The sequence below is a fragment of the Halomonas sp. LBP4 genome (assembly GCF_003202205.1).
Lineage (GTDB): Bacteria > Pseudomonadota > Gammaproteobacteria > Pseudomonadales > Halomonadaceae > Halomonas > Halomonas flagellata.
The window spans coordinates 442,036-462,307 of record NZ_PDOG01000002.1 but is presented as its reverse complement, the minus strand read 5'-3'; the positions used below and the strand labels follow the sequence as shown (position 1 = coordinate 462,307).

Here is a 20,272-nt window from a genome sequence, read left to right as displayed (position 1 = left end):
GGTAAGTGGTCGTCACAAGCGAAGAAAGGGATGGGAGGGAACGATAACCGTGGCATCGTCCGTAGACAAGCGACCCGACCCGAAAGTCGTGGAGAAAGCGGAAAAAACCGGTTGCAGATCAATTCGCTGACTGCCGAATAGCACTTTGGTCTTCCCTGGGCCATGGTGCCCGATCGGCGCACCAAACAGCGACGGCGCCTCGCGGCGCCGTCGTCGATCCATCGCCCGGGCAATTACAGCAGCAGGCGGCGGATATCGGTCAGCAACTGACCGAGCAAGGCGGTGAAGCGCGCCGCATCGGCGCCATTGACCGCCCGGTGGTCGTAGGAGAGGCACAGCGGCATCGTCAGCCGTGGCTCGAAGGCCTTGCCGTCCCACACCGGCTTCATCTGCGCCTTGGAGATGCCGAGGATGGCGACCTCCGGGGCGTTGACGATCGGCGTGAAGGCGGTGCCGCCGATGGAGCCCAGGCTGGAGATGGTGAAGCAGCCGCCGGTCATCTCCTCGCGCTTGAGCTTCTTCGACTGGGCCTTCTTGGCCAGTTCCACGGACTCCTTGGCCAGATCGATCAGCGACTTCTTGTCGGCGTCGCGGATCACCGGGACCATCAGGCCGTCCGGGGTGTCCACGGCAATGCCGATGTGGACGTACTTCTTCCACACCACCGTCTCGCCGTCGGACGTGAGGCTGACGTTGAACTGCGGGTACTGACGCAGGGCGAAGGCGCACGCCTTGATCAGGAAGGGCAGCGGCGTGAGCTTGGCGCCCTGGGCCTCGGCCTCGGCCTTCATGGACTTGCGGAAGGCCTCCAGCTCGGTGATGTCCGCCTCGTCGAACTGGGTGACGTGGGGCAGGTTGACCCAGCTGCGATGCAGGTTGGTGGCGCCCATCTTCATCAGGCGGCCCATGGGCTTCTCTTCCACCTCGCCGAACTGGCTGAAGTCCTGGTCCGGGATCGGCGGGATGCCGGAACCGCCGGCGGCCGCCGGGGCGGCGGCAGGCGCTTGGGCCTTGCCGGCCATCACCTGCTTGACGTAGGCGTGGACATCCTCCTTCAGCACCCGCTCCTTCGGGCCGCTGGGCTTGACCAGCCCCAGGTCGACCCCCAACTCGCGGGCCAGCATGCGTACCGCCGGACCGGCGTGGACCAGCTTGCTGTCGCGGGGCTTGTGGGCCGCCATCTGGGCTTCCGGGCTCGGCGTCCCGGCCGGTGTCGGTGCCGGCTTGTCGGCCTTCGGCGCCTCGGCCTTCCGCTCGGCCGGCTTCGGTGTCGGCTTGGCACCCGCCACTTCGATATAGCCGATCAGGTCGCCCTCGGAGACGGTATCGCCCTCGGCGACGGAGAGCCCCACCAGCTTGCCCTTGAAGGGGCTGGGCACGTCCATGGAGGCCTTGTCGGATTCCAGGGTGATCAGCGGGTCTTCCTCGTCGAGATCGTCGCCCACGGTGGCGACGATCTCGATCACCGGCACATCGTAGGAGCCGGAGAGATCCGGCACCCGGATCTCGCGGCGCTCGGGCTCGCCGCTGGCGACCTCCTCTTCCTCGGCCGGAGCGGGCTCGGCACGGGATTCGGCGGCCGCGGGCGTCTCGGCCTCACCGCCGCCCTCACCGGCCCCCCCGTCCGCGATCTCCATGGTACCGATGACATCGCCCTCGGAGACGGTATCCCCCTCCTTGACGGTCAACGAGACGAGCTTGCCGGCGTGGGGGCTGGGCACGTCCATGGAGGCCTTGTCGGACTCCAGGGTGATCAGGGTGTCCTCTTCGGCGACCTCGTCGCCCTCGGCCACCGCCACCTCGATGATCTCCACGTCGGACGAACCACCGAGATCCGGCACCTTGACCTCCACGGTACGCTTGCCACCAGCAGCCGCGGCCGCTGGCGCCGCCGGCGCAGGAGCCGGTTCGGGCGCCGGCGCCACAGCAGGCTGCTCGGCGGCCGGTGCGGGATTGGCGGCCCCGCCGCCGGCCACCTCCAGCTCGACGATATCGTCGCCTTCGGAGACGGTGTCGCCCTCCTTGACCAACACCTTGATGACCTTGCCGCCCTTCGGCGCCGGTACATCCATGGAGGCCTTGTCGGACTCCAGGGTGATCAGGGTATCCTCGACGTCGATCACGTCGCCTTCCGACACCGCGATCTCGATGATTTCCACATCGGTATCGCCACCGATGTCGGGAACTTTGATGATTTCGCTACTCAAGGTCGCGCTCCTTCCAAATCGTGCCTGGAACAGGCGGGCCCCAGGCCCGCCAGCCACCTGATCAACTGGTCAGCGGATTGGGCTTGTTGGGATCGATGCCGTACTTCCCGACTGCCTCGCCCACCACCTTGCGGTCGAGTTCGCCGCGGTCGGCCAGCGCCTTGAGCGCGGCCACGGTGACGAAGTAGCGATCGACCTCGAAGAAGTGACGCAGCTTCTTGCGGGTATCGGAGCGGCCGAAGCCGTCGGTCCCCAGTACATGGTAGTCGGTCGGCACCCAGGCACGGACCTGGTCGGCGAACAGACGCATGTAGTCGGTGGAGGCGATGGCCGGCCCCTGGCGGCCCTCCAGGCACCGGGTGAGGTGCGGCTTGGCCGGCTCGGCATCCGGGTTCAGGAACGCCTCGCGCTCCAGGCCCAACGCCTCGCGGCGCAGCTCGTTGAAGCTGGTGACGCTCCAGATGTCGGCGCCGACACCCCAGTCGGAGGCCAGCAGCTCGGCGGCCGCCTCGACCTCGCGCAGGATGGTGCCGGAACCCATCAGCTGGACGCGGCCCTTGTCGCCCTGAGTCTCGCGCAGCAGGTACATGCCCTTGATGATGTCCTCGGCGGGCACCGTCTCGAGCGCGGGATGCTCGTAGTTCTCGTTCATCACCGTCAGGTAGTAGAAGCAGTTCTCCTTGTCGGCGAACATGCGCTTCAGGCCGTCCTGGACGATCACGGCGACCTCATGGGCATAGGTCGGGTCGTAGCTGCGGCAATTGGGGATGGTCGACGCCTGGATGTGGCTGTGACCATCCTGGTGCTGGAGCCCTTCGCCATTGAGGGTGGTGCGACCGGCGGTGCCACCGACCAGGAAGCCGCGCGCCTGCATGTCGCCGGCGGCCCAGGCCAGGTCGCCGATGCGCTGGAAGCCGAACATCGAGTAGTAGACGTAGAACGGCAACAGCGTGGTGTTGTTGTTCGAGTAGGAAGTGGCCGCGGCGATCCACGCCGACATGGCCCCCGCCTCGGAGATGCCTTCCTCGAGGATCTGGCCCTGCTTGTCCTCGCGGTAGAACATGATCTGGCCCTTGTCGACGGGCTCGTACTTCTGGCCTTCGGAGGTGTAGATACCGAGCTGGCGGAACATGCCCTCCATGCCGAAGGTGCGCGCCTCGTCGGGGATGATCGGCACCACCTGCTTGCCGATCTTCTTGTCCTTCACCAGGCCGTTGAGGATGCGCACGAAGGCCATGGTGGTGGAGACCTCACGGCCCTTGGAACCGCCGGTCTGAGAGGCGAAGATCTTGTCGTCCAGGTCGGGGATCGGCAGCGCCTCGAAGTCGCTGCGACGCTGCGGCAGGTAGCCGCCCAGGCGCTCGCGCTGCAGGTGCATGTACTTGAGCTCCGGGGAGTCGTCCTCGGGCTTGTAGTACGGCACCTCCTTGAGCTGCGCGTCGGTCAGCGGAATGCCGAAGCGGTCGCGGAAGGTGCGCAGCGCCTCGTACTCCATGGTCTTGACCTGGTGGGCCTCGTTGGCCGCCTCGCCGTCGCCGCCGCCCATGCCGTAGCCCTTGACGGTGTGTGCCAGGATCACGGTGGGCTTGCCGTTGGTGGTATTGACCGCCTGGTGGTAGGCCGCATAGACCTTGAACGGGTCGTGCCCGCCGCGGTTGAGCTTCCAGATGTCCTCGTCGGACATGTCCTTGACCATCTCGGCGGTTTCCGGGTACTTGCCGAAGAAGTGCTCCCGGGTATAGGCGCCGCCGTTGGCCTTGTAGTTCTGGTACTCGCCGTCGACCGCCTCGTCCATGCGCTTCTGCAGGATGCCCTTCTTGTCCTTCTCGAACAGCGGGTCCCACAGGCGGCCCCAGACCACCTTGAGCACGTTCCAGCCGGCACCGCGGAACACGCCCTCGAGCTCGTCCATGATCCGCGAGTTGCCGCGCACCGGACCGTCGAGGCGCTGCAGGTTGCAGTTGATGACGAAGATCAGGTTGTCGAGGTTCTCGCGGCCGGCCAGGGAGATGGCGCCCAGGGATTCCGGCTCGTCGCACTCGCCGTCGCCCATGAAGCACCAGATCTTGCGGTCATGCATGTCCTTGAGCTCGCGGGAGTCAAGGTACTTCATCACATGGGCCTGGTAGATCGCCTGGATGGGACCGAGACCCATGGAGACGGTGGGGAACTGCCAGAAGTCAGGCATCAGCCAGGGGTGCGGGTAGGACGAGAGGCCATCGCCGTCGACTTCCTGGCGATACTTGTCCATCTGCGCCTCGGTCAGGCGCCCCTCCAGGTAGGCGCGGGCATAGACGCCCGGTGCCACATGGCCCTGGATGTAGACCAGGTCACCCTCGAAGTCGCCCTTCGGGGCACGGAAGAAGTGGTTGAAGCCCACGTCGTAGAGAGTGGCCGCCGACATGAAGCTGGCGATATGGCCGCCGAGGCCGGGATTGGCCCGGTTGTTGCGAATCACCTGGGCGATGGCGTTGTAGCGGATCAGCGAGCGGATGCGCCGCTCCATGAAGAGATCGCCCGGCATCGGCGCCTCGCGGTGCACCGGGATGGTGTTGCGATGCGGGGTGGTCACCGAGAAGGGCACCTGCATGCCGTCCCGGCGCAGGCGGTCGGCCAGGCGGGTCAACAGGTACTGGGCACGTTCCTCGCCCTCGCGATCCAGCACCGATTCCAGGGAATCCAACCATTCCGTGGACTCGATCGGATCGAGATCCTCTCTTGTCTCCAGACTCATAGACGTCTCTCCGAATGACGATGGGGTGTCGATTGCCCCACATTGCTGGGGCAGGGGTGCTCTCTCTTTTTTTTTGAGATGCCGTGCACGCCGCATGTCGGGGGTGGTGTAGTAATTTTACAAGACGGCTCGGCATACCCGCCGCTGGTGGCGGAGAAGATACCGTAAACGCCTCGCCCTGCCAATTCAAGGTGAAAATGGAAATATTTTTCATAAACTGACATTGCGACGCAACACAAGGCATTACGTGCGCGTAAAGGCCACGAATTCGACTAAGGACAAGGGCTTGTAGCCGAACTACCGTATGAATCAAGCGTGCCATCCAACTTGATCGTTCATGTCCATCTACCGCCCCGAACTGCGTAGTCGTTCCAACATTGCCGGCCCAGCAACTGGCGGAAGTAGGCCCAGTCGAAGGCCGGGCCGGGGTCGCTCTTGCGCAGCGGCGCCACCCGGGCATGGCTGGTGATGCGGCGCCCGGTCAGTGCCGGGTAGGTGGCCAGCAGCTCGACGGTGGTCGCCGCCAGCGCCCGGTACTGGGCGAGCGTATAGGGCGAGACCTCGTCGCCTTCCAGCTCGATACCGATGGAGAAGTCGTTGAGGGCGGTGCGCGGCCAGCCGTCATCGCACCAGTGCGACCGGCCGGCGTGCCAGGCCCGCTCCCCGAAGGGCACGAACTGCACGCACTCGCCGTCACGCCGGATCAACAGGTGCGCCGAGACGCGCAGCTCGGCGATGCCGGCGAAGTAGGGGTGGGCCTTCGGGTCGAGGCGATTGGTGAACAGGCGCTCGATGTGCTCGCCGCCGAACTGCCCCGGCGGCAGGCTGATGGAGTGCAGCACCAGTAGCGAGACCTCGCCCTCGGGGCGTGCATCCCGGTTGGGCGACGGCACCCGCCGAGCGCCTGACAGCCATCCCGCCTCGATCGGCATCGCCTTCCCCTGACGTCTTCCGTGTGGATTCCCTATAATGGACGCCTCGAACGCTCATCGCACCCCCTGGAGAGTGACAGGCCGCCATGCATTATCAGGACGCCCTTGCCGAAGAGATCCGCGACGCCGCCGCCCGGCTGCTGGCCGAGGATGTCGGCCCCGGTGACATCACCGCCCAGCTGATCCCCGACCGCCAGTGGGCGACGGCCCGGGTCATCACCCGCGAGACCGCCGTGCTGTGCGGCGTTGCCTGGGTCGACGAGCTGTTCCGTCGCCTCGATGCCAGCGTCACGCTGCGTTGGAGCGCCGCCGACGGCGACCGGCTCGAGGCCGGCCAGGCCTTTCTCGAGCTCGAGGGTCCGGCCCGCAGCCTGCTGACCGGCGAACGCGCGGCGCTCAACCTGCTGCAGACCCTCTCGGCCACGGCCACTCGCACGCGCCACTACGTCGACCTGCTCGCCGGCACCGGGGTGCGCCTGCTCGATACCCGCAAGACCCTGCCCGGCCTGCGCCTGGCGCAGAAGTATGCGGTGACCTGCGGCGGCGGCCACAACCATCGCATCGGCCTGTATGACGCCTTCCTGATCAAGGAGAACCATATCGCCGCCTGCGGCGGCATCGCGGCGGCGGTGCGGGAAGCCCGCGACATCGCCCGCGACCTGCCGGTGGAAGTGGAGGTGGAGACCTTCGACGAGCTCGACCAGGCCCTCGCGGCCGGCGCCGACATCGTGATGCTCGACAACTTCTCGCTCGACGACATGCGCGAGGCGGTGAAGCGCAACGCGGGGCGCGCCACGCTGGAGGCCTCCGGCAACGTCGACGAGACCACCCTGCGCGCCATCGCCGAGACCGGCGTCGACTGCATTTCCAGCGGCGCCCTGACCAAGGACCTCAAGGCCATCGACCTGTCGATGCGCCTCATCGACTAGGTAGGGAAGAGGTGGACTCAGGTCTCCACGGCGACCAGGGATTTCTCCAGGCGGTGACGGCACAGCCGCTCGCCGCCGCGCTCCACCCACTCCTCGCCGAGATCGCGCCAGCCCCGGCGCACCAGGCCGTCGGCCAGCATCAGGCTGGCATCGATGCGGGCCCGCCCCACCCCGTGCTCGAGCAGCAACCGCTCGGCATGCACCAGCAGGGTCGAACCGATGCCGCGACGGGCCAGCGACGGCCAGACATAGAGCGTCACGATGCGCCCCCGGGGAATATCGAGCTCGAGGAACCCGACGCAACGACCGTCGCAGGTCGCCACCAGAGTGGTGAAGAGCGCCTGGCGTGCCGCCCAGGCGCAGGCTTCCCGGGGCAATGCCGCCGCCCAGGCCTGGCGCTCGGCCAACCCGTAGTGGGCCGTGGCTCCCTGCATCACGGCGTGATGGAAGACCTCGGCCTGGTCGGCGGCGTCCTTGGCCAGGGCGCCACGGTAGAGGATCCGCGGTGCCCGCGGCGCCTGCCCGGCACCCGCTGCCCCGTGCTCGGTGGTGATCTGGCTCATCGGTGTCTGCCCTGCGATGGGTCGGGGATCGAAAGCGGCACGCCCGGTGCCGAGCAGCAGCCTACACAAGCCGGGCGCCGCGGCCAATCCCCCTCGCCCCGACGCCGACGAGCCGGCATAATCCCGACATGATCGCGACGCCCACCTCCCCTGCTGCCCCCGGCTTCGCGATGACCCCGATCGGCGTCATCGAGAGCGACTACCCGGACAAGTTCGGCATTCCCCGCCAGCCGGGGCTGGCCCCGGCCGCCCGTGCCAGCCTGATGCTGACGCCCCCCTTCGACGACCCGCTGGCGGTACGCGGCCTGGACGCCTTCAGCCACCTCTGGCTGACCTTCGTGTTTCACCACAGCCCTGACCGCTGGACGCCCCTGGTGCGCCCCCCGCGGCTCGGCGGCAACGCCAGGGTCGGGGTCTTCGCCAGCCGCAGCACCCACCGCCCCAACCGCCTGGGGCTCTCGCTGGTGGAGCTGGTCGAGATCGACACCCGCCGCGGGGTACGCCTGGTGCTGGGCGGGTGCGACCTGGTCAGCGGCACCCCGGTGCTCGACATCAAGCCCTACCTGCCCTGGGCGGAAGCCCGCCCCGAGGCCCGCGCCGGCTTCTCCCCCGAGGCCCCGCCGCTGCTGCCGGTGACCTTCTCGCCCGAGGTCGAGGCGACCCTGGCCGAGCGCCCCGACGGCGCTTCGCTGCGCGAGCTGATCCGCCAGGTGCTGGCCCAGGACCCGCGCCCCGCCTACCGCAAGGGGGCCGAGGAACGGACCTACGGGGTGCGATTGCGCGACGTGGACGTGCGCTTTCGTGCCGAGGCCGATCCGGCTGGAGACATCCGACTACGGGTCGTCGAGATCGTCCCGGCCTGAACCCTCCATAACGACGAAGGGCCCGACAGGGCCCTTCGTGGATCACGCTCTTGGTACCATCAGGAGAAATCGACCCCGATACGCCGCCCCACCTCCTCGTAGGCCTCGATCACCCCGCCCAGGCCCTGGCGGAAGCGGTCCTTGTCGAGCTTCTCGCGGGTCGCAGCGTCCCACAGGCGACAGCCGTCCGGGGAGAACTCGTCGCCCAGCACGATCTCGCCCTTGAACAGGCCGAACTCCAGCTTGTAGTCGACCAGCAGCAGGCCGCCCTCGGCGAACAGCGTCTTGAGCACCTCGTTGACCTTGAAGGTCAGCACCTTCATCTCCCTGAGCTGGTCGGGCGTGGCCCAGCCGAAGGTCTCGGCCAGTGACTCGTTGATCATCGGGTCGTGCAGGGCATCGTTCTTGAGGAACAGCTCGAAGGTGGGCGGGGTGAGTTCGCGGCCCTCCTCCACGCCCAGGCGCTTGACCAGGCCACCAGCGGCGATGTTGCGCACCACGCACTCCACCGGAATCATCTCGAGCTTCTTGACCAGGCTCTCGGTGTCGGAGAGCAGGCCGTCGAAATGGGTGGGAATGCCTGCCTCCTGGAGCTTGCCCATGATGAAGGCATTGAACCTGTTGTTGACCGTCCCCTTGCGTGCCAGCGACTCCATGCGTTCGCCGTCGAAGGCACTGGTGTCGTCGCGGAAATGCAGGACCAGGTGGTCCGGGTCGTCGGTGGCGAAGACCGACTTGGCCTTGCCGGCGTAGAGTTCTTGACGCTTTTCCATGGGAGCCTCCACAGGCTGCGGATACGAGACAGTATGGGAAATCAGCCGATGGCCTGCCACGCCAGGCCGGTGTCCTGGGCGGCGACCATCAGCCGGGATTCATCGCCGTCGAGCAGCGGCACCAGGGCCTCCAGCGCCAGCTCGGGGCGGTTGTTGTGTTCGGAAAGGTGCGAGCAGACGATGCGCTGCAGGCGATCGAGCCCCAGTCGCGCGAGCAGTGCCGCGGCCTGGCCGTTGGCCAGGTGGCCCCAGTCGCCCCCCACGCGCCGCTTGAGGGCGCGCGGGTAGGGGCCCTCGGCGAGCAGGCGCACGTCATGGTTGCACTCCAGCACCAGGGCGTCGCAGCCGGCGAAGGCCCTGGCCACATGGTCGGTGGGATGGCCGAGGTCGGTCAGCACGCCGAGGCTGCGCCCCCCGGCATGGAAGCGAAACTGCACCGGCTCGCGGGCGTCGTGGGGCACGGTGACCGGGTCGATGACCACCCCCTTGATGGCGAAGCGGGCCTGGGGGGTGATCCAGTGGTGGCCGGGCAGCTCGCCGAGGCGTCTCGTGCCCCAGGTGCCCGGGGTCAGGTAGACCGGTACGCCGTGGCGGCGGGCCAGGGGACCGACCCCACGCACATGGTCGCCATGCTCGTGGGTCACCAGCACCGCATCGAGCTGGCGCGGATGCAGGCCGAACTCGGCCAGCCGGCGCTCGGTCTCGCGCAGTCCGAAGCCGCAGTCGACCAGCAGGTGGGTGTCGCCGTCGCTGACCAGGGTCGCGTTGCCCTTGCTGCCGCTGCCCAGGGAGGCGAAGCGCAGCGTACCGGCGGGTGGGCGCGATTCGGCCACCCGGGTCGCCATCAGCGCAGCAGACCCGACACCCGCTCGAGCAGCTCGCGCTGATCCTCGGGGGTGAAGGCGCGATCGCTGGCGTTCTCCGCCCGCAGCACGGTCCGGTCGGGACCGGCGGACTCCAGTACCAGGCGAATCCGCTGGGACATCTGGCGCACGTCGGGGCTGAAGACGATCTGCAGCGGATTGCGATCGCGCTCGCTCCGGGTCATGTAGCTGATCAGGAAGTCGTGGGCGGCGGGGTCGCTGTCGAGCAGCTCGCGGCGCTCTTCCACGGTGAAGTCCAGCTGCAGCTGGTGATCCAGCTCGGCCCAGGTCCGATCGATATCCAGCGGAATGGCCACCACCCAGTCGTCGCCCCGCTGCTCGAGGCGCAGGCGTTCCTCGCCGGCCAGGCGCTGGGCGGCCAGCGACGACGAGCTGGCCGAGGCGCTGCGCGCGCCGAAGAACTGCTCCATCTCCTCCAGGCAGGCCGCCACCGGGACACCCCCCCGGTCGCAGCGCACCTCGCTGTCACCGGCGCGCAGCCCTTGACGCACGCTGAGGCGCGCCTGGGGGGTCTCGATCACGCCACGGGAGGTGTCGCTGGCGGTCACCTGCAGGCCGCGAGTACGGGCGAAGTCCTCGAGCTGGGGCCATACCGTACCGGGATCGGCGCCGACCACCAGCCAGCTGTCGCGGCCGATGTTGCGGCGCTCGACGAAGTCACCCTCGGTGGCACGCCCGGCCGCCAGCGGCTGGGGGCTCGGGGCCTCGAAGCCGTCGTCCCGTGCCCGGAAGTCGCCTACCGCCTCGGGCACCGGCATGGCATCCCGGTAGCGATCGGGGTTGCGCGTCTCGGGCAGGACCAGCGGCGAGCTGCCGCCGGCGTCCGCATAGTCGATGCTGCGGTCGTGATAGTAGCCGTCGCGGGCACAGCCGGCCGTGGCCAGGGCGATGGCCGCCACCAGCGGCATCCATTTCAGCGCAGAGTTCATGCATCCACCTTGCGTCAGGTTGTCCAGGTTCCGGCGCCCGAGCGCCGGTCAATCGTCGGTCAGGCCGGCCAACTGCAGGGCCTCGCCGATGGTGGAGTGATACTTCTCGGACAGCCATGTCAGGGGCAGACGGATGCCGGGCTCGATCAGGCCCATGCGGTGCAGCGCCCACTTGACGGGGATGGGGTTCGACTCGACACCGAGATTGGTGTGCAGGGGCATCAACCGGGTGTTGATCTGGTGAGCCTTGTCGGCGTCGCCGGCCACGGCGGCGGCGCACAGCTCGTGCATCGCCCGGGGGGCGACATTGGCGGTCACCGAGATATCGCCATGGCCCCCCATCAGCATGAAGTCGCAGGCGGTGCCGTCGTCGCCGGAATAGAGCATGAAGTCGCTGCCCCGGAGGCGGGCGATCAGGTCCTCGGCGCGCTCCAGGTTGCCGGTGGCGTCCTTGAGCCCGATGATGTTGTCGACCTCGGCCAGGCGCAGCACCGTCTCGTTGTAGAGGTCGGAGCAGGTACGCCCCGGCACGTTGTAGAGGATCACCGGCAGCTTGCTGCCCTCGGCCACCGCCTTGAAGTGCTGGTAGAGGCCTTCCTGGGTCGGCTTGTTGTAGTAGGGGCACACCGACAGGCAGTAGTCGGCCCCCACCTCGCCGGCGTAGCGGGCCAGCTCGACGGCCTCGGAGGTGGCGTTGGCCCCGGTGCCGGCGATCACCGGGATGCGCCCGTCGACCTCCTCCACCACCGCGCGAATCACGTCGAAATGCTCGGCGAAGGACATGGTGGTGGGCTCGCCGGTGGTACCGGCGGCGACGATGCCGTCGGTGCCATTCTCGAGGTGGAAGTTCACCAGGCGGCGCAGCGCCTCCCAATCGATGTCGCCATTGACCTTCATCGGCGTCGCCATGGCGACGATACTGCCAGTGATCATCCTCTCATTCCTCTCGATGCAACTACGCGATACGACTGCTGCGTCTGCCGCCCCCGAATGCGGGGACACGCCTCGGACAATGGCACCAACGCCAGAGAGTAGATGGTACTCAGGCGATCAAAGCCTGTACAGCACGGGCAGGCGAGACTTTACAGCTCGGCCGCGGTTGCGTGTAATCGGGAGCCACGTCCCACCGGCACAAGGAACCTTCCATGAGCGTCAGCATCGGCCAGCCCGTGCCCGACTTCACCGCCAGCGCCACCAGCGACAGCCGCGTAAGCCTCTCCGAACTGCAGGGCCGGCAGGTGGTGGTCTATTTCTATCCCAAGGCCAGCACCCCGGGCTGCACCACCGAGGGTAGCGACTTCCGCGACCGCAAGGACGCCTTCGACGCCGCCAATACCGTGATCCTCGGCGTCTCCCGCGACGGCCTCCGCGCCCAGGAGAACTTCAAGGCCAAGCAGGGCTTCAACTTCGAGCTGATCTCCGACAAGGACGAGGCCGTCTGCCGGCTGTTCGATGTCATCAAGCTCAAGAAGCTCTACGGCAAGGAGCACCTCGGCATCGAGCGCAGCACCTTCCTGGTCGACGCCGAGGGCAGGCTCGCCCGGGAGTGGCGCAGGGTCAAGGTGCCCGGCCATGTCGAGGAGGTACTCGAGGCCGCCCGGGAACTGCACGCCGCTTCCTGACTCTTCCGCCCGGTGCGTGGGCGGTGGCCCTCACTCCTTGACCAGGGACTCCACCGCCTCGTTCTTCTGCCGCTTCTTGATGCCCCGGGGCCAGGCGTAGACGAGCGCCTTGAGCAGGGTCGCCAGCGGAATGGCGAAGAAGACCCCCCAGAAGCCCCAGATTCCGCCGAAGAAGAGTATCGCCAGGATGATCGACACCGGGTGTATGTTGACCGCCTCGGAGAACAGGATCGGCGACAGGACGTTGCCGTCCAGCGCCTGGATGACGCCGTAGGCGAGCACCACGTAGAGGAACTCGTCGGTCATGCCGAAGTGAAAGCCGGCCACCGCCGCCACCGGCAGGGTGGCCACCGCGGCGCCGATGTAGGGCACCAGCACCGAGAAGCCCACCAGCACCGCCAGCAGCGCCGAATAGGGCAGGCCGAAGAAGGCGAAGGTCAGGAAGGCCACGGTGCCGACGATGATGATCTCGACGAACTTGCCGCGCACATAGTTGGCGATCTGGTCGTCCATCTCCTGCCAGATCCGCGTCATCAGGGTGCGCTTCTGAGGCAGCAGCGACACCATGAAGGCCACCAGCTTCTCGCGATCCTTGAGCATGAAGAACACCAGGATCGGCACCAGGATCAAGTAGACGATCAGGGCGATGACATTGCCCAGCGAGGCCAGCGACAGCGTCAGCGCCCGCTGCCCGAACTGGGTCATCTCGCGCCCGGCCACGCCGATCCAGTTCTGGATCTGGTCGGGGGTCACCAGGTTGGGGTAGCGCTCCTGGAGGTCGTCGAGCAGCTGCTGGCCGCTGGCGAACATGCGCGGCGCCTCCTGCACCAGGCTGACAAGCTGGTTCCAGATCAGCGGCATCAGGATGAAGGCCATCGCCAGCAACACGCCGATGAAGCCGAGAAACACCAGGGTCACCGCCAGCAGATGCGGCACATGGCGCCGGGTCAGGGCCGACACCGCCCCCTGCAGCAGGAAGGCGATCACCAGGGCGATGAAGAAGGGCGCCAGCATGCGCCCGAACCAGATCACCGCGGCGAAGCCCAGCACCAGCACCACCAGCAGGATCACCGCCTCCTCGTCGGAGAAGTAGTGGTCGATCCAGCTCTTGAAGACGGCGCGCAGGCTCATGAGCCGGGCTCTCCGCCCTTGCGAATCCAGTAATGGAAGACCGGGCCACGCTCCTCCCTGGCCGGCATCTCGTGGATGCTCTGCTCGATGAAGGTCTCGAAGTCACGCCAGGAACCGGCATCGGTGGCCATCACCTCGAGCAGCTGGCCAGGCTCGAGGCGCGCCAACGCCTGCTTGGCCTTGAGCAGGGGCAGGGGGCAGGGAAGACCGCGGGCGTCGAGCACGTCATCAGGTTGCACAGCCATGTTGTCTCCCGGGAGAATGCATTCAGGGCATGTCGGCCGCCAGGCAGGAGCCGCTCGACATGAAACCCTTGAGATTTAAAGGCACTTTACGGGCCGAATCAATGTCGGAGGGTAACTCCCGCCGCCTGCCCTGCCGGAAGAGAGGATGGCCATGCCCCGGATCGCCACAACCTGCCTCGCCGCCTTGCTGAGCCTGGCGCTTGCCCAGCCCACTGCCGCCCAGTGGATCGACAGCCGGGCGAGTGACGACTACGGCCTGCCCAGCCTGACCAGCAGCGGCAGCCAGGCGGTCAGCGGCGAGGAGGCACGCCTGGGCCGCGCCTGGCTCAGGCAGTTCCGAGCCCGCGCGCCCGGCTGGGATGACCCCATCGCCCAGGAATACGTGGAATCGCTGGTCACCCGGCTACTGCCCCACAGCGACCTGGTCGACACCGACACCCTCGTCACTCTGGTCGAGAGCCGCATGCTCAACGCCTTTGCCGTGCCGGGCGGCGTGATCGGCGTGAACGCCGGCCTGTTCGCCTTCGCCGACGAGGAGGCCGCCCTGGTCTCGGTACTCGCCCACGAACTCGGCCACCTCTCACAGCGCCACTATGCCCGGAGCCTGGCCCGCGCCGAGCAGACCCAGATCCCCACCATGGCCGCCATGCTGGCCGGCATGCTAATCGCCGCCGGTGGCGGTGGCGATGCCGGCATCGGCGTGGCCATGGGTTCCCAGGCGGCCTTCATTCAGGACCAGCTCGCCTACTCCCGCCGCTTCGAACAGGAGGCCGACCGCATCGGCCTCCAGGCCATGGCCCAGGCCGGCTACGACCCCCAGGCCATGGTACGCATGTTCCGCGCCATGCAGCGCATGGCCAGCCTGCAGGGCGGCAACCCGCCGGAGTTCCTGCTGACCCACCCGGTGACCGAGTCCCGCCTCAGCGACACCCAGGATCGTGCCAGCCAGCTCCGGCTCGACAGCCCTCGCGACGAGGACCTTCAGTACTCGCTGGTCAGGGCCAGGGCATTGTTGGCGATTCACCGCCGCGACCCGCGGCAGGCCGCCACCCGCCTGGCCCAGGGAGACGCGCCCGAGGCTGCCCGGCGCTACCTGGCGGCGCTGATCGACGCCGAGCGCGGCAATACCGATGCGGCCCTGCGCGACCTCGACGCCCTGGCCCGGGAGTTTCCCGACCTGGCGCTGCTGCCCGCCTCGGCCACCGAGGTGGCGTTCGAGGCCGGCCGCTACGACGACACCATCGAGCGCAGCCGTCGCCAGTTGCGGCTGATGCCCGGCCATGTGCCCACCACCCGGCTGCTCGGCGAGGCGCTGCTGCAACGCGACCCCGACGAGGCCTGGCAGGTGCTGCGGGAGCTCTCCGAGCGCCGCCCCGAGGATCCCCAGGTGTTTACCCTGCTGGCCGAGGCCGCCGGACGCAGCGATCGCGAGGCCTGGGGCCACCTGGCCCGGGCCGAGCAGATGCAGCTCACCGGCCGCATCGACAGCGCCATCCGCCAGCTCGACGTGGCCAAGGGGGTCGCCGAACGCGAAGGCGACACCACCGCCGCCAGCCGCATCGAGCAGCGCCGCAAGGACTTCCTCGGCTATCGGGAGACGATGGAGAAGTTCTGACAGCTGGAAGCTGGAAGGCATCATCTTGCCACCAGCGCTGGCATCAAGGGTTGATCTTCCGGCTTCAGGTTTCCAGGCGCGAAGCGCCGCTCTTCCAGCTCCAGCGCTAGGCGAAGCCTAGCGCTGGAAATTCAGCATCCGCTCCAGCGGCTTGAGCGCGGCCCGGCGCAATTCGGCGTCGACGAAGATCTCGCCGCTGCCATGGCGCAGGGCGCCGGCCAGGTTGTCCAGGGCGTTCATCGCCATCCACGGGCAGTGCGCGCAGCTCTTGCAGGTCGCGCCGTTGCCGGCCGTCGGGGCCTCGAACAGGGACTTGCCCGGCACCGCCTGCTGCATCTTGAAGAAGATGCCGCGGTCGGTGGCCACGATCAGCTTGTCGTTGGGCAACTCCTTCGCCGCCTTGATCAGCTGCGAGGTGGAACCCGCCACGTCGGCCAGCTCGACCACTGGGGCCGGCGACTCCGGATGCACCAGCACCGCCGCCTCCGGGTAGAGCGCCTTGAGGTCCTCGACGCCCTTGGCCTTGAACTCCTCGTGGACGATGCAGGCGCCATCCCACAGCAGCATGTCGGCACCGGTCTGCTTCTGGATGTAGCCACCCAGGTGCTTGTCCGGGGCCCAGAGGATCTTCTCGCCGCGGGCCTGCAGGTGCTCGATCACCTCCACGGCGATGGACGAGGTCACCACCCAGTCGGCGCGGGCCTTCACCGCCGCCGAGGTGTTGGCATAGACCACCACGGTGCGGTCGGGATGCGCATCGCAGAAGGCACTGAACTCGTCGGCCGGGCAGCCCAGGTCCAGCGAGCAGGTCGCCTCCAGGGTCGGCATCAGCACGCGCTTCTCCGGCGAGAGGATCTTGGCCGTCTCGCCCATGAAGCGCACCCCGGCCACCACCAGGGTCTCGGCCTCGTGGCGGGCGCCGAAGCGGGCCATCTCGAGGGAATCGGCCACGCAGCCGCCGGTCTCCTCGGCCAACTGCTGGATGGCATCGTCGGTGTAGTAGTGCGCCACCAGGACGGCGTTGTTGGCCTCGAGGAGTCGCTTGATCTCGTCGACGCGGGCCTCGTCCTCGGCGGGAATCCGGGTGGGGCAGTAGGCGCGTGCCAGGTGCTCGCGCACCTCGACACGGGAAGTCATGATCGTCATCGTGTCTACCACTGTGACTGGCAGGGGCTCCCCCTGCGATTTACCAGGTACCGCCGCTCGCGCGCTCCGCACGGGGCGATACACCTGAGGGTCGACCCTTGCGTCTTTCGCCACGATCGACCCGAGCCCTCATTCTAGACCAGAACACTGGGGTATTGACCACCCCCGGCCGGAAAAGCGTCATGCGAATGGAATGGGGGGCGGCCGGCGGGGGATCGAGGGGCACTCGAGGTGGCTGCATGGATGGCATCAGTGCGTTAGCGCACCGACGGCGGCCTGCCGTTCCGCCAGAGTCGTGCTACCGATGCTTCACGACATCGTGAAGGCCGGACAGTGACACGAGGTCGCCATGCCATCCCCCATCCAGCACACCACCCTTCCCACGACTGCATTCAAGAAATTCACGCGCCTGCCCGACCGCGAGCCAGGCGAACAGCAGCACGGCTATCCCTTCAAGCCGGAACGCTTGCCCGAAGCACCACTTGCGACACTTCCCGACGAGGAGCTCGACGAGCCTGCCAGGCGCGCCGCCGCAGGCGACGATGATCTGATGAGCCAGGATATCAACGCGATCGTCCCCAAGATGCCGTCATGACATCCCGGCGGGTGCGCCCTTCCCAGGGCGCACCCGCCGATTTCATGGTGCCTCCCCTTCGATGAGGACCTGACGGTAGATGCGCCGATCGGAGGCATAACAGCCGCAGGAGGCCTCGAGCAGCCCCGCCCGGTCCAGCACCGTGATGTCCACACGGTGGTAGCGAGACAATCCCTGGAGCACAGCCATTGGACCTGTTACGCATCATCATCGCGATCTTCCTGCCGCCGCTCGGCGTCTTCCTGCAGGAAGGCATCGGCAAGTATTTCTGGATCAACATTCTGCTTACGCTGCTCGGCTATGTTCCCGGCATCGTTCACGCCGTGTGGATCATCGCCAGGCGATGAACACGGCGTTTGCGCAATCGCGCCGCGATGTCACCAGCTGACGCGCCGCAGCGCCGGCCCACCGACGCTCGCACCCGCGTGCATCGGCTCGCGCGACTGATGGACAGTTCGGTCCGTCTGCCCGGCGGTTTCCGCGTCGGGGTCGACGGGCTCATCGGGCTAGTGCCGGGGGTCGGCGATCTCGCGGCGGCCGGGGTGTCGTTCTACATCGTCGCGCAGGCGGCGCACGCCGGCGTACCGGCCAAGGTGCTTGCGCGCATGGTGCTGAACGTCGCGCTGGATGCCGTGGTCGGCGCGATCCCGGTGCTCGGGGACGTGTTCGATGTCGCGTTCAAGGCCAATCTGCGCAACGCCAGGCTGATGGATGCGTATCTGGATCGAAGCGCACCGCGCTGAAATTCGGTTCTTCTCATTCTCACGAGAACCGACACCTCCATCGAACCGGTGTCGGTGGGCATCCGTTTGCGGCTTGTACCGTTGCGGTGGCTGCCGGGCGGCCGATGCTGACAGGCTCAATCGTCCGGGTGCTGCTTACCCTCTTCGATCTTTTCATCTACCTGCTCCCCTTCCGTCCGGTTCATATCCGGCTTTTTCTGCTCGGCTTCTGCACCGGCGTCCAGGCTGAGTTCGATAAAGATAGGAAAATGATCCGATCCCCAGGCGGGTCCTCTGTCCATACGGACGAGCTTGAAATGATCGGTGTGGAAGACGTGATCGAGCGGCCAGCGCAGGAGCAGGTTCTTGGCGTGGTAGGTGTTGTACATACCCCGCCCGACGCGCGGGTCGAGCAGACCACTGGTTTTCTGAAACAGGCTCGTGGTGTAGGACCAGGCGACATCGTTGAAATCGCCTGCAACAATGGTTGGCCTATCGCGTTTCTCCACTTCCCGGCCCACGATCAGCAGTTCCGCATCTCGTTCCGTCGTCTCGCTCGCATACATCGGGTTGGGTGGATCGGGGTGAACGAAATGCATATAGACCCGGTCATCTGACGGCAACACCACCTGCATGTGCATCGACGGGATGCTGTCCTTGAGAATAAACCGGACCTCGGGATCGATCATCTCCAGTCGACTATGCAGGAGCATGCCATAGGTGTTGTCGAGTGGGTTCTTGAGCGTGTGCGGATATTTCTCTTCCAGTGGCCCGAGCGCTTCCTCCCACCACTGGTCTGTCTCCACGGTCAAGACCACGTCTGGATCATACTCGCGCACGATATCCAGGAAGGCCTCCGACTTCCGGTTTTCCATCAGTACGTTTGCAACGAGCAGCCTGAGGTTGGCATCGTCCAAGCGAGATTCAGTCGACAGTACCTGTTTGGGCATCAGCACCGTGTATGGAAGTATTTTTACTACCTGATATCCCACGGCCAGCACCAATAGCCCGAGAACAACGAATTCGTAGACGCGATGCATTTCCCAGAGATAGAGATAGAAGGAAAGAAGTACGATGCCTGCGATGGTAATCTGCGCTCTTGGAAAATCAAAAGCGCGAATCCACCATTGGTCGAACCGCAGAAGCGGAAGAACCGTAGCAATCACCAGCAGCAGCGCCAGTACGACCACTACAATTTTCATAGGATTTGCAAGGGCTCCTCGGATGAGCATGACTTGACCCACGATGCTATCAATACGATAAATGCATTATTCAGAATTCATAAATGATTGCAAAAGGCATCCCTTTCGTGCCGTGCTGCGGTAACGCTCATACACGGCAGGTAGGGTTATATTACATCATGACAGCATTTCGTGGAATGATCTGTACGCCAGCGCACACACCGCTCACACTGGGCTGCCCTCGGTTGACTGGTCACTTGGCATTATAGAATCTCTCCATCGGACATCGAAACCTGCATTGCCGTGTCTTCAAGTGACGGGGAATAGTTCGTCTCTGCTAGTGGTCCTCCCTTATATTTGCTTTGAGTGTCGAGAAAAAGGTTCTGGAATTCCGCAACGGACTGTCGGAACGAAGCCACGTCAAACCGGTACGACCAGGCTCTAAGCGCCAATCCCTGAAGATAGCCAAAACATTCATACCAATTCCTGTCGCGATAAGCTACTATGATAACTGTATCCGGAGAGTAAGCTTGGAGTCAGGTATGCCCACAACCACTAATGAATCTAACGTCTATACACAGCTGCGAGACAAGGCTGAAGCGCAGTTGCAGACGGGCACGACAGCGAGTCACTGGTCGGTGGGCGTTGACGCCCTGCGTCTGCTCCACCGGTTGTCCAGCAACCCCGACAACGCGGAAGACGCCCTCAAGCTGCTCCATGAATTGCAGGTTCACCAAGTGGAGCTTGACTTGCAGAACGAGGAGATTGCCGCCAATGAACGGGCACTTGTCGAGGATTTGAGCCTTTACCGGAAGCTTTACGATTCCGCCCCCCTTGGCTACTTTCTCGTCGACTTCGAGGGCAAAGTTATTCAGGGTAATCTTGCCGCGGCCGAGCTCTTTGGCGTTGGCCAGAACGACCTGGAAGGACAGCGCATCGACACCTTTCTGAAACCGCAAAATCGGCAGCAACTGCTTGGCCTGCTACAGCGTGTCGCACAGAGCGGCGCCAGGGATTGCTGCGTAGCCGAGATGGGTGGGCGTGCACAGGGTTCCCGTCACTTACAGTTTCTGGCATCCCTCCCTCCAGGGCGCGAGCATATCCTGTTGGCCTGCTGCGAGTGCGCCAGTGCGGATAACCCCTAATAGCCGTTCCACGCCATGGCTGCCTTGCCCCCTGCTGATTCACCGATAGAGCCCCT

General features: G+C 66.1%; 20 protein-coding genes. 8 read left to right on the top strand and 12 right to left on the bottom strand.

What is annotated here, in order from left to right; genetic code table 11:
* Window positions 1–233 precede the first annotated feature (233 nt).
* From aceF to ampD, 3 genes are all read right to left on the bottom strand, one after another.
* Window positions 234–2,207: a pyruvate dehydrogenase complex dihydrolipoyllysine-residue acetyltransferase gene (gene aceF / locus CR157_RS09185; protein ID WP_110283229.1), complete on the bottom strand. Its 1,974-nt coding sequence runs from the start codon at window positions 2,205–2,207 to the stop codon at window positions 234–236.
* A gap of 61 nt (window positions 2,208–2,268) precedes the next feature.
* Window positions 2,269–4,941 carry a pyruvate dehydrogenase (acetyl-transferring), homodimeric type gene (gene aceE, locus CR157_RS09180; RefSeq protein WP_110283228.1) on the bottom strand — a complete coding sequence of 891 codons (2,673 nt, stop codon included), beginning with the start codon at window positions 4,939–4,941 and terminating at the stop codon, window positions 2,269–2,271.
* 335 nt (window positions 4,942–5,276) lie between these two features.
* Complete coding sequence (gene ampD, locus CR157_RS09175) at window positions 5,277–5,873, bottom strand: 1,6-anhydro-N-acetylmuramyl-L-alanine amidase AmpD (RefSeq protein ID WP_110283227.1); 597 nt, start codon at window positions 5,871–5,873, stop codon at window positions 5,277–5,279.
* Window positions 5,874–5,959: 86 nt separating this feature from the next.
* On the opposite strand from ampD, the gene nadC reads away from it, so the two are divergent.
* Window positions 5,960–6,802, top strand: a complete 843-nt coding sequence (gene nadC, locus CR157_RS09170) for a carboxylating nicotinate-nucleotide diphosphorylase (protein ID WP_110283226.1) — start codon at window positions 5,960–5,962, stop codon at window positions 6,800–6,802.
* 17 nt (window positions 6,803–6,819) lie between these two features.
* Here nadC and CR157_RS09165 read toward each other — a convergent pair whose 3' ends face one another.
* Window positions 6,820–7,365 (bottom strand): GNAT family N-acetyltransferase, encoded by a 546-nt coding sequence (locus CR157_RS09165; RefSeq protein ID WP_110283225.1) that lies wholly within the window; start codon window positions 7,363–7,365, stop codon window positions 6,820–6,822.
* Window positions 7,366–7,493: 128 nt separating this feature from the next.
* Between CR157_RS09165 and tsaA the strand changes: the two genes are divergently transcribed.
* Window positions 7,494–8,228 carry a tRNA (N6-threonylcarbamoyladenosine(37)-N6)-methyltransferase TrmO gene (gene tsaA, locus CR157_RS09160; protein WP_258364119.1) on the top strand — a complete coding sequence of 245 codons (735 nt, stop codon included), beginning with the start codon at window positions 7,494–7,496 and terminating at the stop codon, window positions 8,226–8,228.
* A gap of 59 nt (window positions 8,229–8,287) precedes the next feature.
* On the opposite strand, the gene purC is transcribed toward tsaA, so the two are convergent.
* The 4 genes from purC to dapA are packed head-to-tail and all read right to left on the bottom strand — an operon-like array spanning window position 8,288 to window position 11,747.
* Window positions 8,288–9,001 (bottom strand): phosphoribosylaminoimidazolesuccinocarboxamide synthase, encoded by a 714-nt coding sequence (gene purC / locus CR157_RS09155; RefSeq protein ID WP_110283224.1) that lies wholly within the window; start codon window positions 8,999–9,001, stop codon window positions 8,288–8,290.
* 41 nt (window positions 9,002–9,042) lie between these two features.
* Window positions 9,043–9,834 carry an MBL fold metallo-hydrolase gene (locus CR157_RS09150; protein ID WP_258364118.1) on the bottom strand — a complete coding sequence of 264 codons (792 nt, stop codon included), beginning with the start codon at window positions 9,832–9,834 and terminating at the stop codon, window positions 9,043–9,045.
* A gap of 11 nt (window positions 9,835–9,845) precedes the next feature.
* A complete protein-coding gene (locus tag CR157_RS09145) occupies window positions 9,846–10,814 on the bottom strand; it encodes a lipoprotein, NlpB (protein ID WP_181422022.1) in 969 nt (322 codons plus the stop codon).
* Window positions 10,815–10,862: 48 nt separating this feature from the next.
* The gene (dapA, locus tag CR157_RS09140) at window positions 10,863–11,747 is read right to left on the bottom strand and encodes a 4-hydroxy-tetrahydrodipicolinate synthase (protein WP_110283222.1); all 885 of its coding nucleotides are present in this window, start codon (window positions 11,745–11,747) and stop codon (window positions 10,863–10,865) included.
* Window positions 11,748–11,959: 212 nt separating this feature from the next.
* Here dapA and CR157_RS09135 point away from each other — a divergent pair, with 212 nt between their 5' ends.
* Window positions 11,960–12,436 (top strand): peroxiredoxin, encoded by a 477-nt coding sequence (locus CR157_RS09135; protein ID WP_110283221.1) that lies wholly within the window; start codon window positions 11,960–11,962, stop codon window positions 12,434–12,436.
* A gap of 30 nt (window positions 12,437–12,466) precedes the next feature.
* On the opposite strand, the gene CR157_RS09130 is transcribed toward CR157_RS09135, so the two are convergent.
* Window positions 12,467–13,567, bottom strand: coding sequence for an AI-2E family transporter (locus tag CR157_RS09130; RefSeq protein ID WP_110283220.1), 1,101 nt, complete (start codon window positions 13,565–13,567; stop codon window positions 12,467–12,469).
* Window positions 13,564–13,812 carry a sulfurtransferase TusA family protein gene (locus tag CR157_RS09125; protein ID WP_110283219.1) on the bottom strand — a complete coding sequence of 83 codons (249 nt, stop codon included), beginning with the start codon at window positions 13,810–13,812 and terminating at the stop codon, window positions 13,564–13,566. Before CR157_RS09125 ends, CR157_RS09130 begins: the two co-directional genes overlap by 4 nt.
* Before the next feature lie 151 nt (window positions 13,813–13,963).
* On the opposite strand from CR157_RS09125, the gene CR157_RS09120 reads away from it, so the two are divergent.
* Entirely contained in the window at window positions 13,964–15,427 is a 1,464-nt protein-coding gene (locus CR157_RS09120; protein WP_373681014.1) for a M48 family metalloprotease, read from the top strand.
* A gap of 117 nt (window positions 15,428–15,544) precedes the next feature.
* On the opposite strand, the gene nadA is transcribed toward CR157_RS09120, so the two are convergent.
* On the bottom strand, window positions 15,545–16,573 hold the full coding sequence (gene nadA, locus CR157_RS09115) for a quinolinate synthase NadA (RefSeq protein WP_110283217.1): 1,029 nt from the start codon (window positions 16,571–16,573) through the stop codon (window positions 15,545–15,547).
* Window positions 16,574–16,922: 349 nt separating this feature from the next.
* On the opposite strand from nadA, the gene CR157_RS09110 reads away from it, so the two are divergent.
* The 3 genes from CR157_RS09110 to CR157_RS09100 all read left to right on the top strand — a co-directional run bounded on the left by CR157_RS09110 (window position 16,923) and on the right by CR157_RS09100 (window position 17,911).
* Window positions 16,923–17,168: a hypothetical protein gene (locus tag CR157_RS09110; protein WP_110283216.1), complete on the top strand. Its 246-nt coding sequence runs from the start codon at window positions 16,923–16,925 to the stop codon at window positions 17,166–17,168.
* A gap of 188 nt (window positions 17,169–17,356) precedes the next feature.
* Entirely contained in the window at window positions 17,357–17,515 is a 159-nt protein-coding gene (locus tag CR157_RS09105; protein WP_110283215.1) for a YqaE/Pmp3 family membrane protein, read from the top strand.
* A 9-nt stretch (window positions 17,516–17,524) separates the two neighbouring features.
* A complete protein-coding gene (locus tag CR157_RS09100) occupies window positions 17,525–17,911 on the top strand; it encodes a DUF4112 domain-containing protein (RefSeq protein WP_219999921.1) in 387 nt (128 codons plus the stop codon).
* A gap of 116 nt (window positions 17,912–18,027) precedes the next feature.
* Here the strand turns inward: CR157_RS09100 and CR157_RS09095 are convergent, their stop codons facing one another.
* On the bottom strand, window positions 18,028–19,092 hold the full coding sequence (locus CR157_RS09095) for an endonuclease/exonuclease/phosphatase family protein (protein ID WP_181422020.1): 1,065 nt from the start codon (window positions 19,090–19,092) through the stop codon (window positions 18,028–18,030).
* 521 nt (window positions 19,093–19,613) lie between these two features.
* Between CR157_RS09095 and CR157_RS09090 the strand changes: the two genes are divergently transcribed.
* A complete protein-coding gene (locus CR157_RS09090) occupies window positions 19,614–20,216 on the top strand; it encodes a PAS domain S-box protein (protein WP_110283213.1) in 603 nt (200 codons plus the stop codon).
* The last annotated feature ends 56 nt before the right edge of the window (window positions 20,217–20,272 follow it).

What these genes read in the sequence shown, in the direction of transcription:
- aceE (WP_110283228.1), bottom strand. Translation starts at nt 4,941, where the DNA reads ATGAGTCTGGAGACAAGAGAGGATCTCGATCCGATCGAGTCCACGGAA.
- ampD (WP_110283227.1), bottom strand. Translation starts at nt 5,873, where the DNA reads ATGCCGATCGAGGCGGGATGGCTGTCAGGCGCTCGGCGGGTGCCGTCG.
- nadC (WP_110283226.1), top strand. Translation starts at nt 5,960, where the DNA reads ATGCATTATCAGGACGCCCTTGCCGAAGAGATCCGCGACGCCGCCGCC.
- CR157_RS09165 (WP_110283225.1), bottom strand. Translation starts at nt 7,365, where the DNA reads ATGAGCCAGATCACCACCGAGCACGGGGCAGCGGGTGCCGGGCAGGCG.
- tsaA (WP_258364119.1), top strand. Translation starts at nt 7,494, where the DNA reads ATGATCGCGACGCCCACCTCCCCTGCTGCCCCCGGCTTCGCGATGACC.
- purC (WP_110283224.1), bottom strand. Translation starts at nt 9,001, where the DNA reads ATGGAAAAGCGTCAAGAACTCTACGCCGGCAAGGCCAAGTCGGTCTTC.
- CR157_RS09145 (WP_181422022.1), bottom strand. Translation starts at nt 10,814, where the DNA reads ATGAACTCTGCGCTGAAATGGATGCCGCTGGTGGCGGCCATCGCCCTG.
- dapA (WP_110283222.1), bottom strand. Translation starts at nt 11,747, where the DNA reads ATGATCACTGGCAGTATCGTCGCCATGGCGACGCCGATGAAGGTCAAT.
- CR157_RS09135 (WP_110283221.1), top strand. Translation starts at nt 11,960, where the DNA reads ATGAGCGTCAGCATCGGCCAGCCCGTGCCCGACTTCACCGCCAGCGCC.
- CR157_RS09130 (WP_110283220.1), bottom strand. Translation starts at nt 13,567, where the DNA reads ATGAGCCTGCGCGCCGTCTTCAAGAGCTGGATCGACCACTACTTCTCC.
- CR157_RS09125 (WP_110283219.1), bottom strand. Translation starts at nt 13,812, where the DNA reads ATGGCTGTGCAACCTGATGACGTGCTCGACGCCCGCGGTCTTCCCTGC.
- CR157_RS09120 (WP_373681014.1), top strand. Translation starts at nt 13,964, where the DNA reads ATGCCCCGGATCGCCACAACCTGCCTCGCCGCCTTGCTGAGCCTGGCG.
- nadA (WP_110283217.1), bottom strand. Translation starts at nt 16,573, where the DNA reads ATGACGATCATGACTTCCCGTGTCGAGGTGCGCGAGCACCTGGCACGC.
- CR157_RS09110 (WP_110283216.1), top strand. Translation starts at nt 16,923, where the DNA reads ATGCCATCCCCCATCCAGCACACCACCCTTCCCACGACTGCATTCAAG.
- CR157_RS09095 (WP_181422020.1), bottom strand. Translation starts at nt 19,092, where the DNA reads ATGAAAATTGTAGTGGTCGTACTGGCGCTGCTGCTGGTGATTGCTACG.
- CR157_RS09090 (WP_110283213.1), top strand. Translation starts at nt 19,614, where the DNA reads ATGCCCACAACCACTAATGAATCTAACGTCTATACACAGCTGCGAGAC.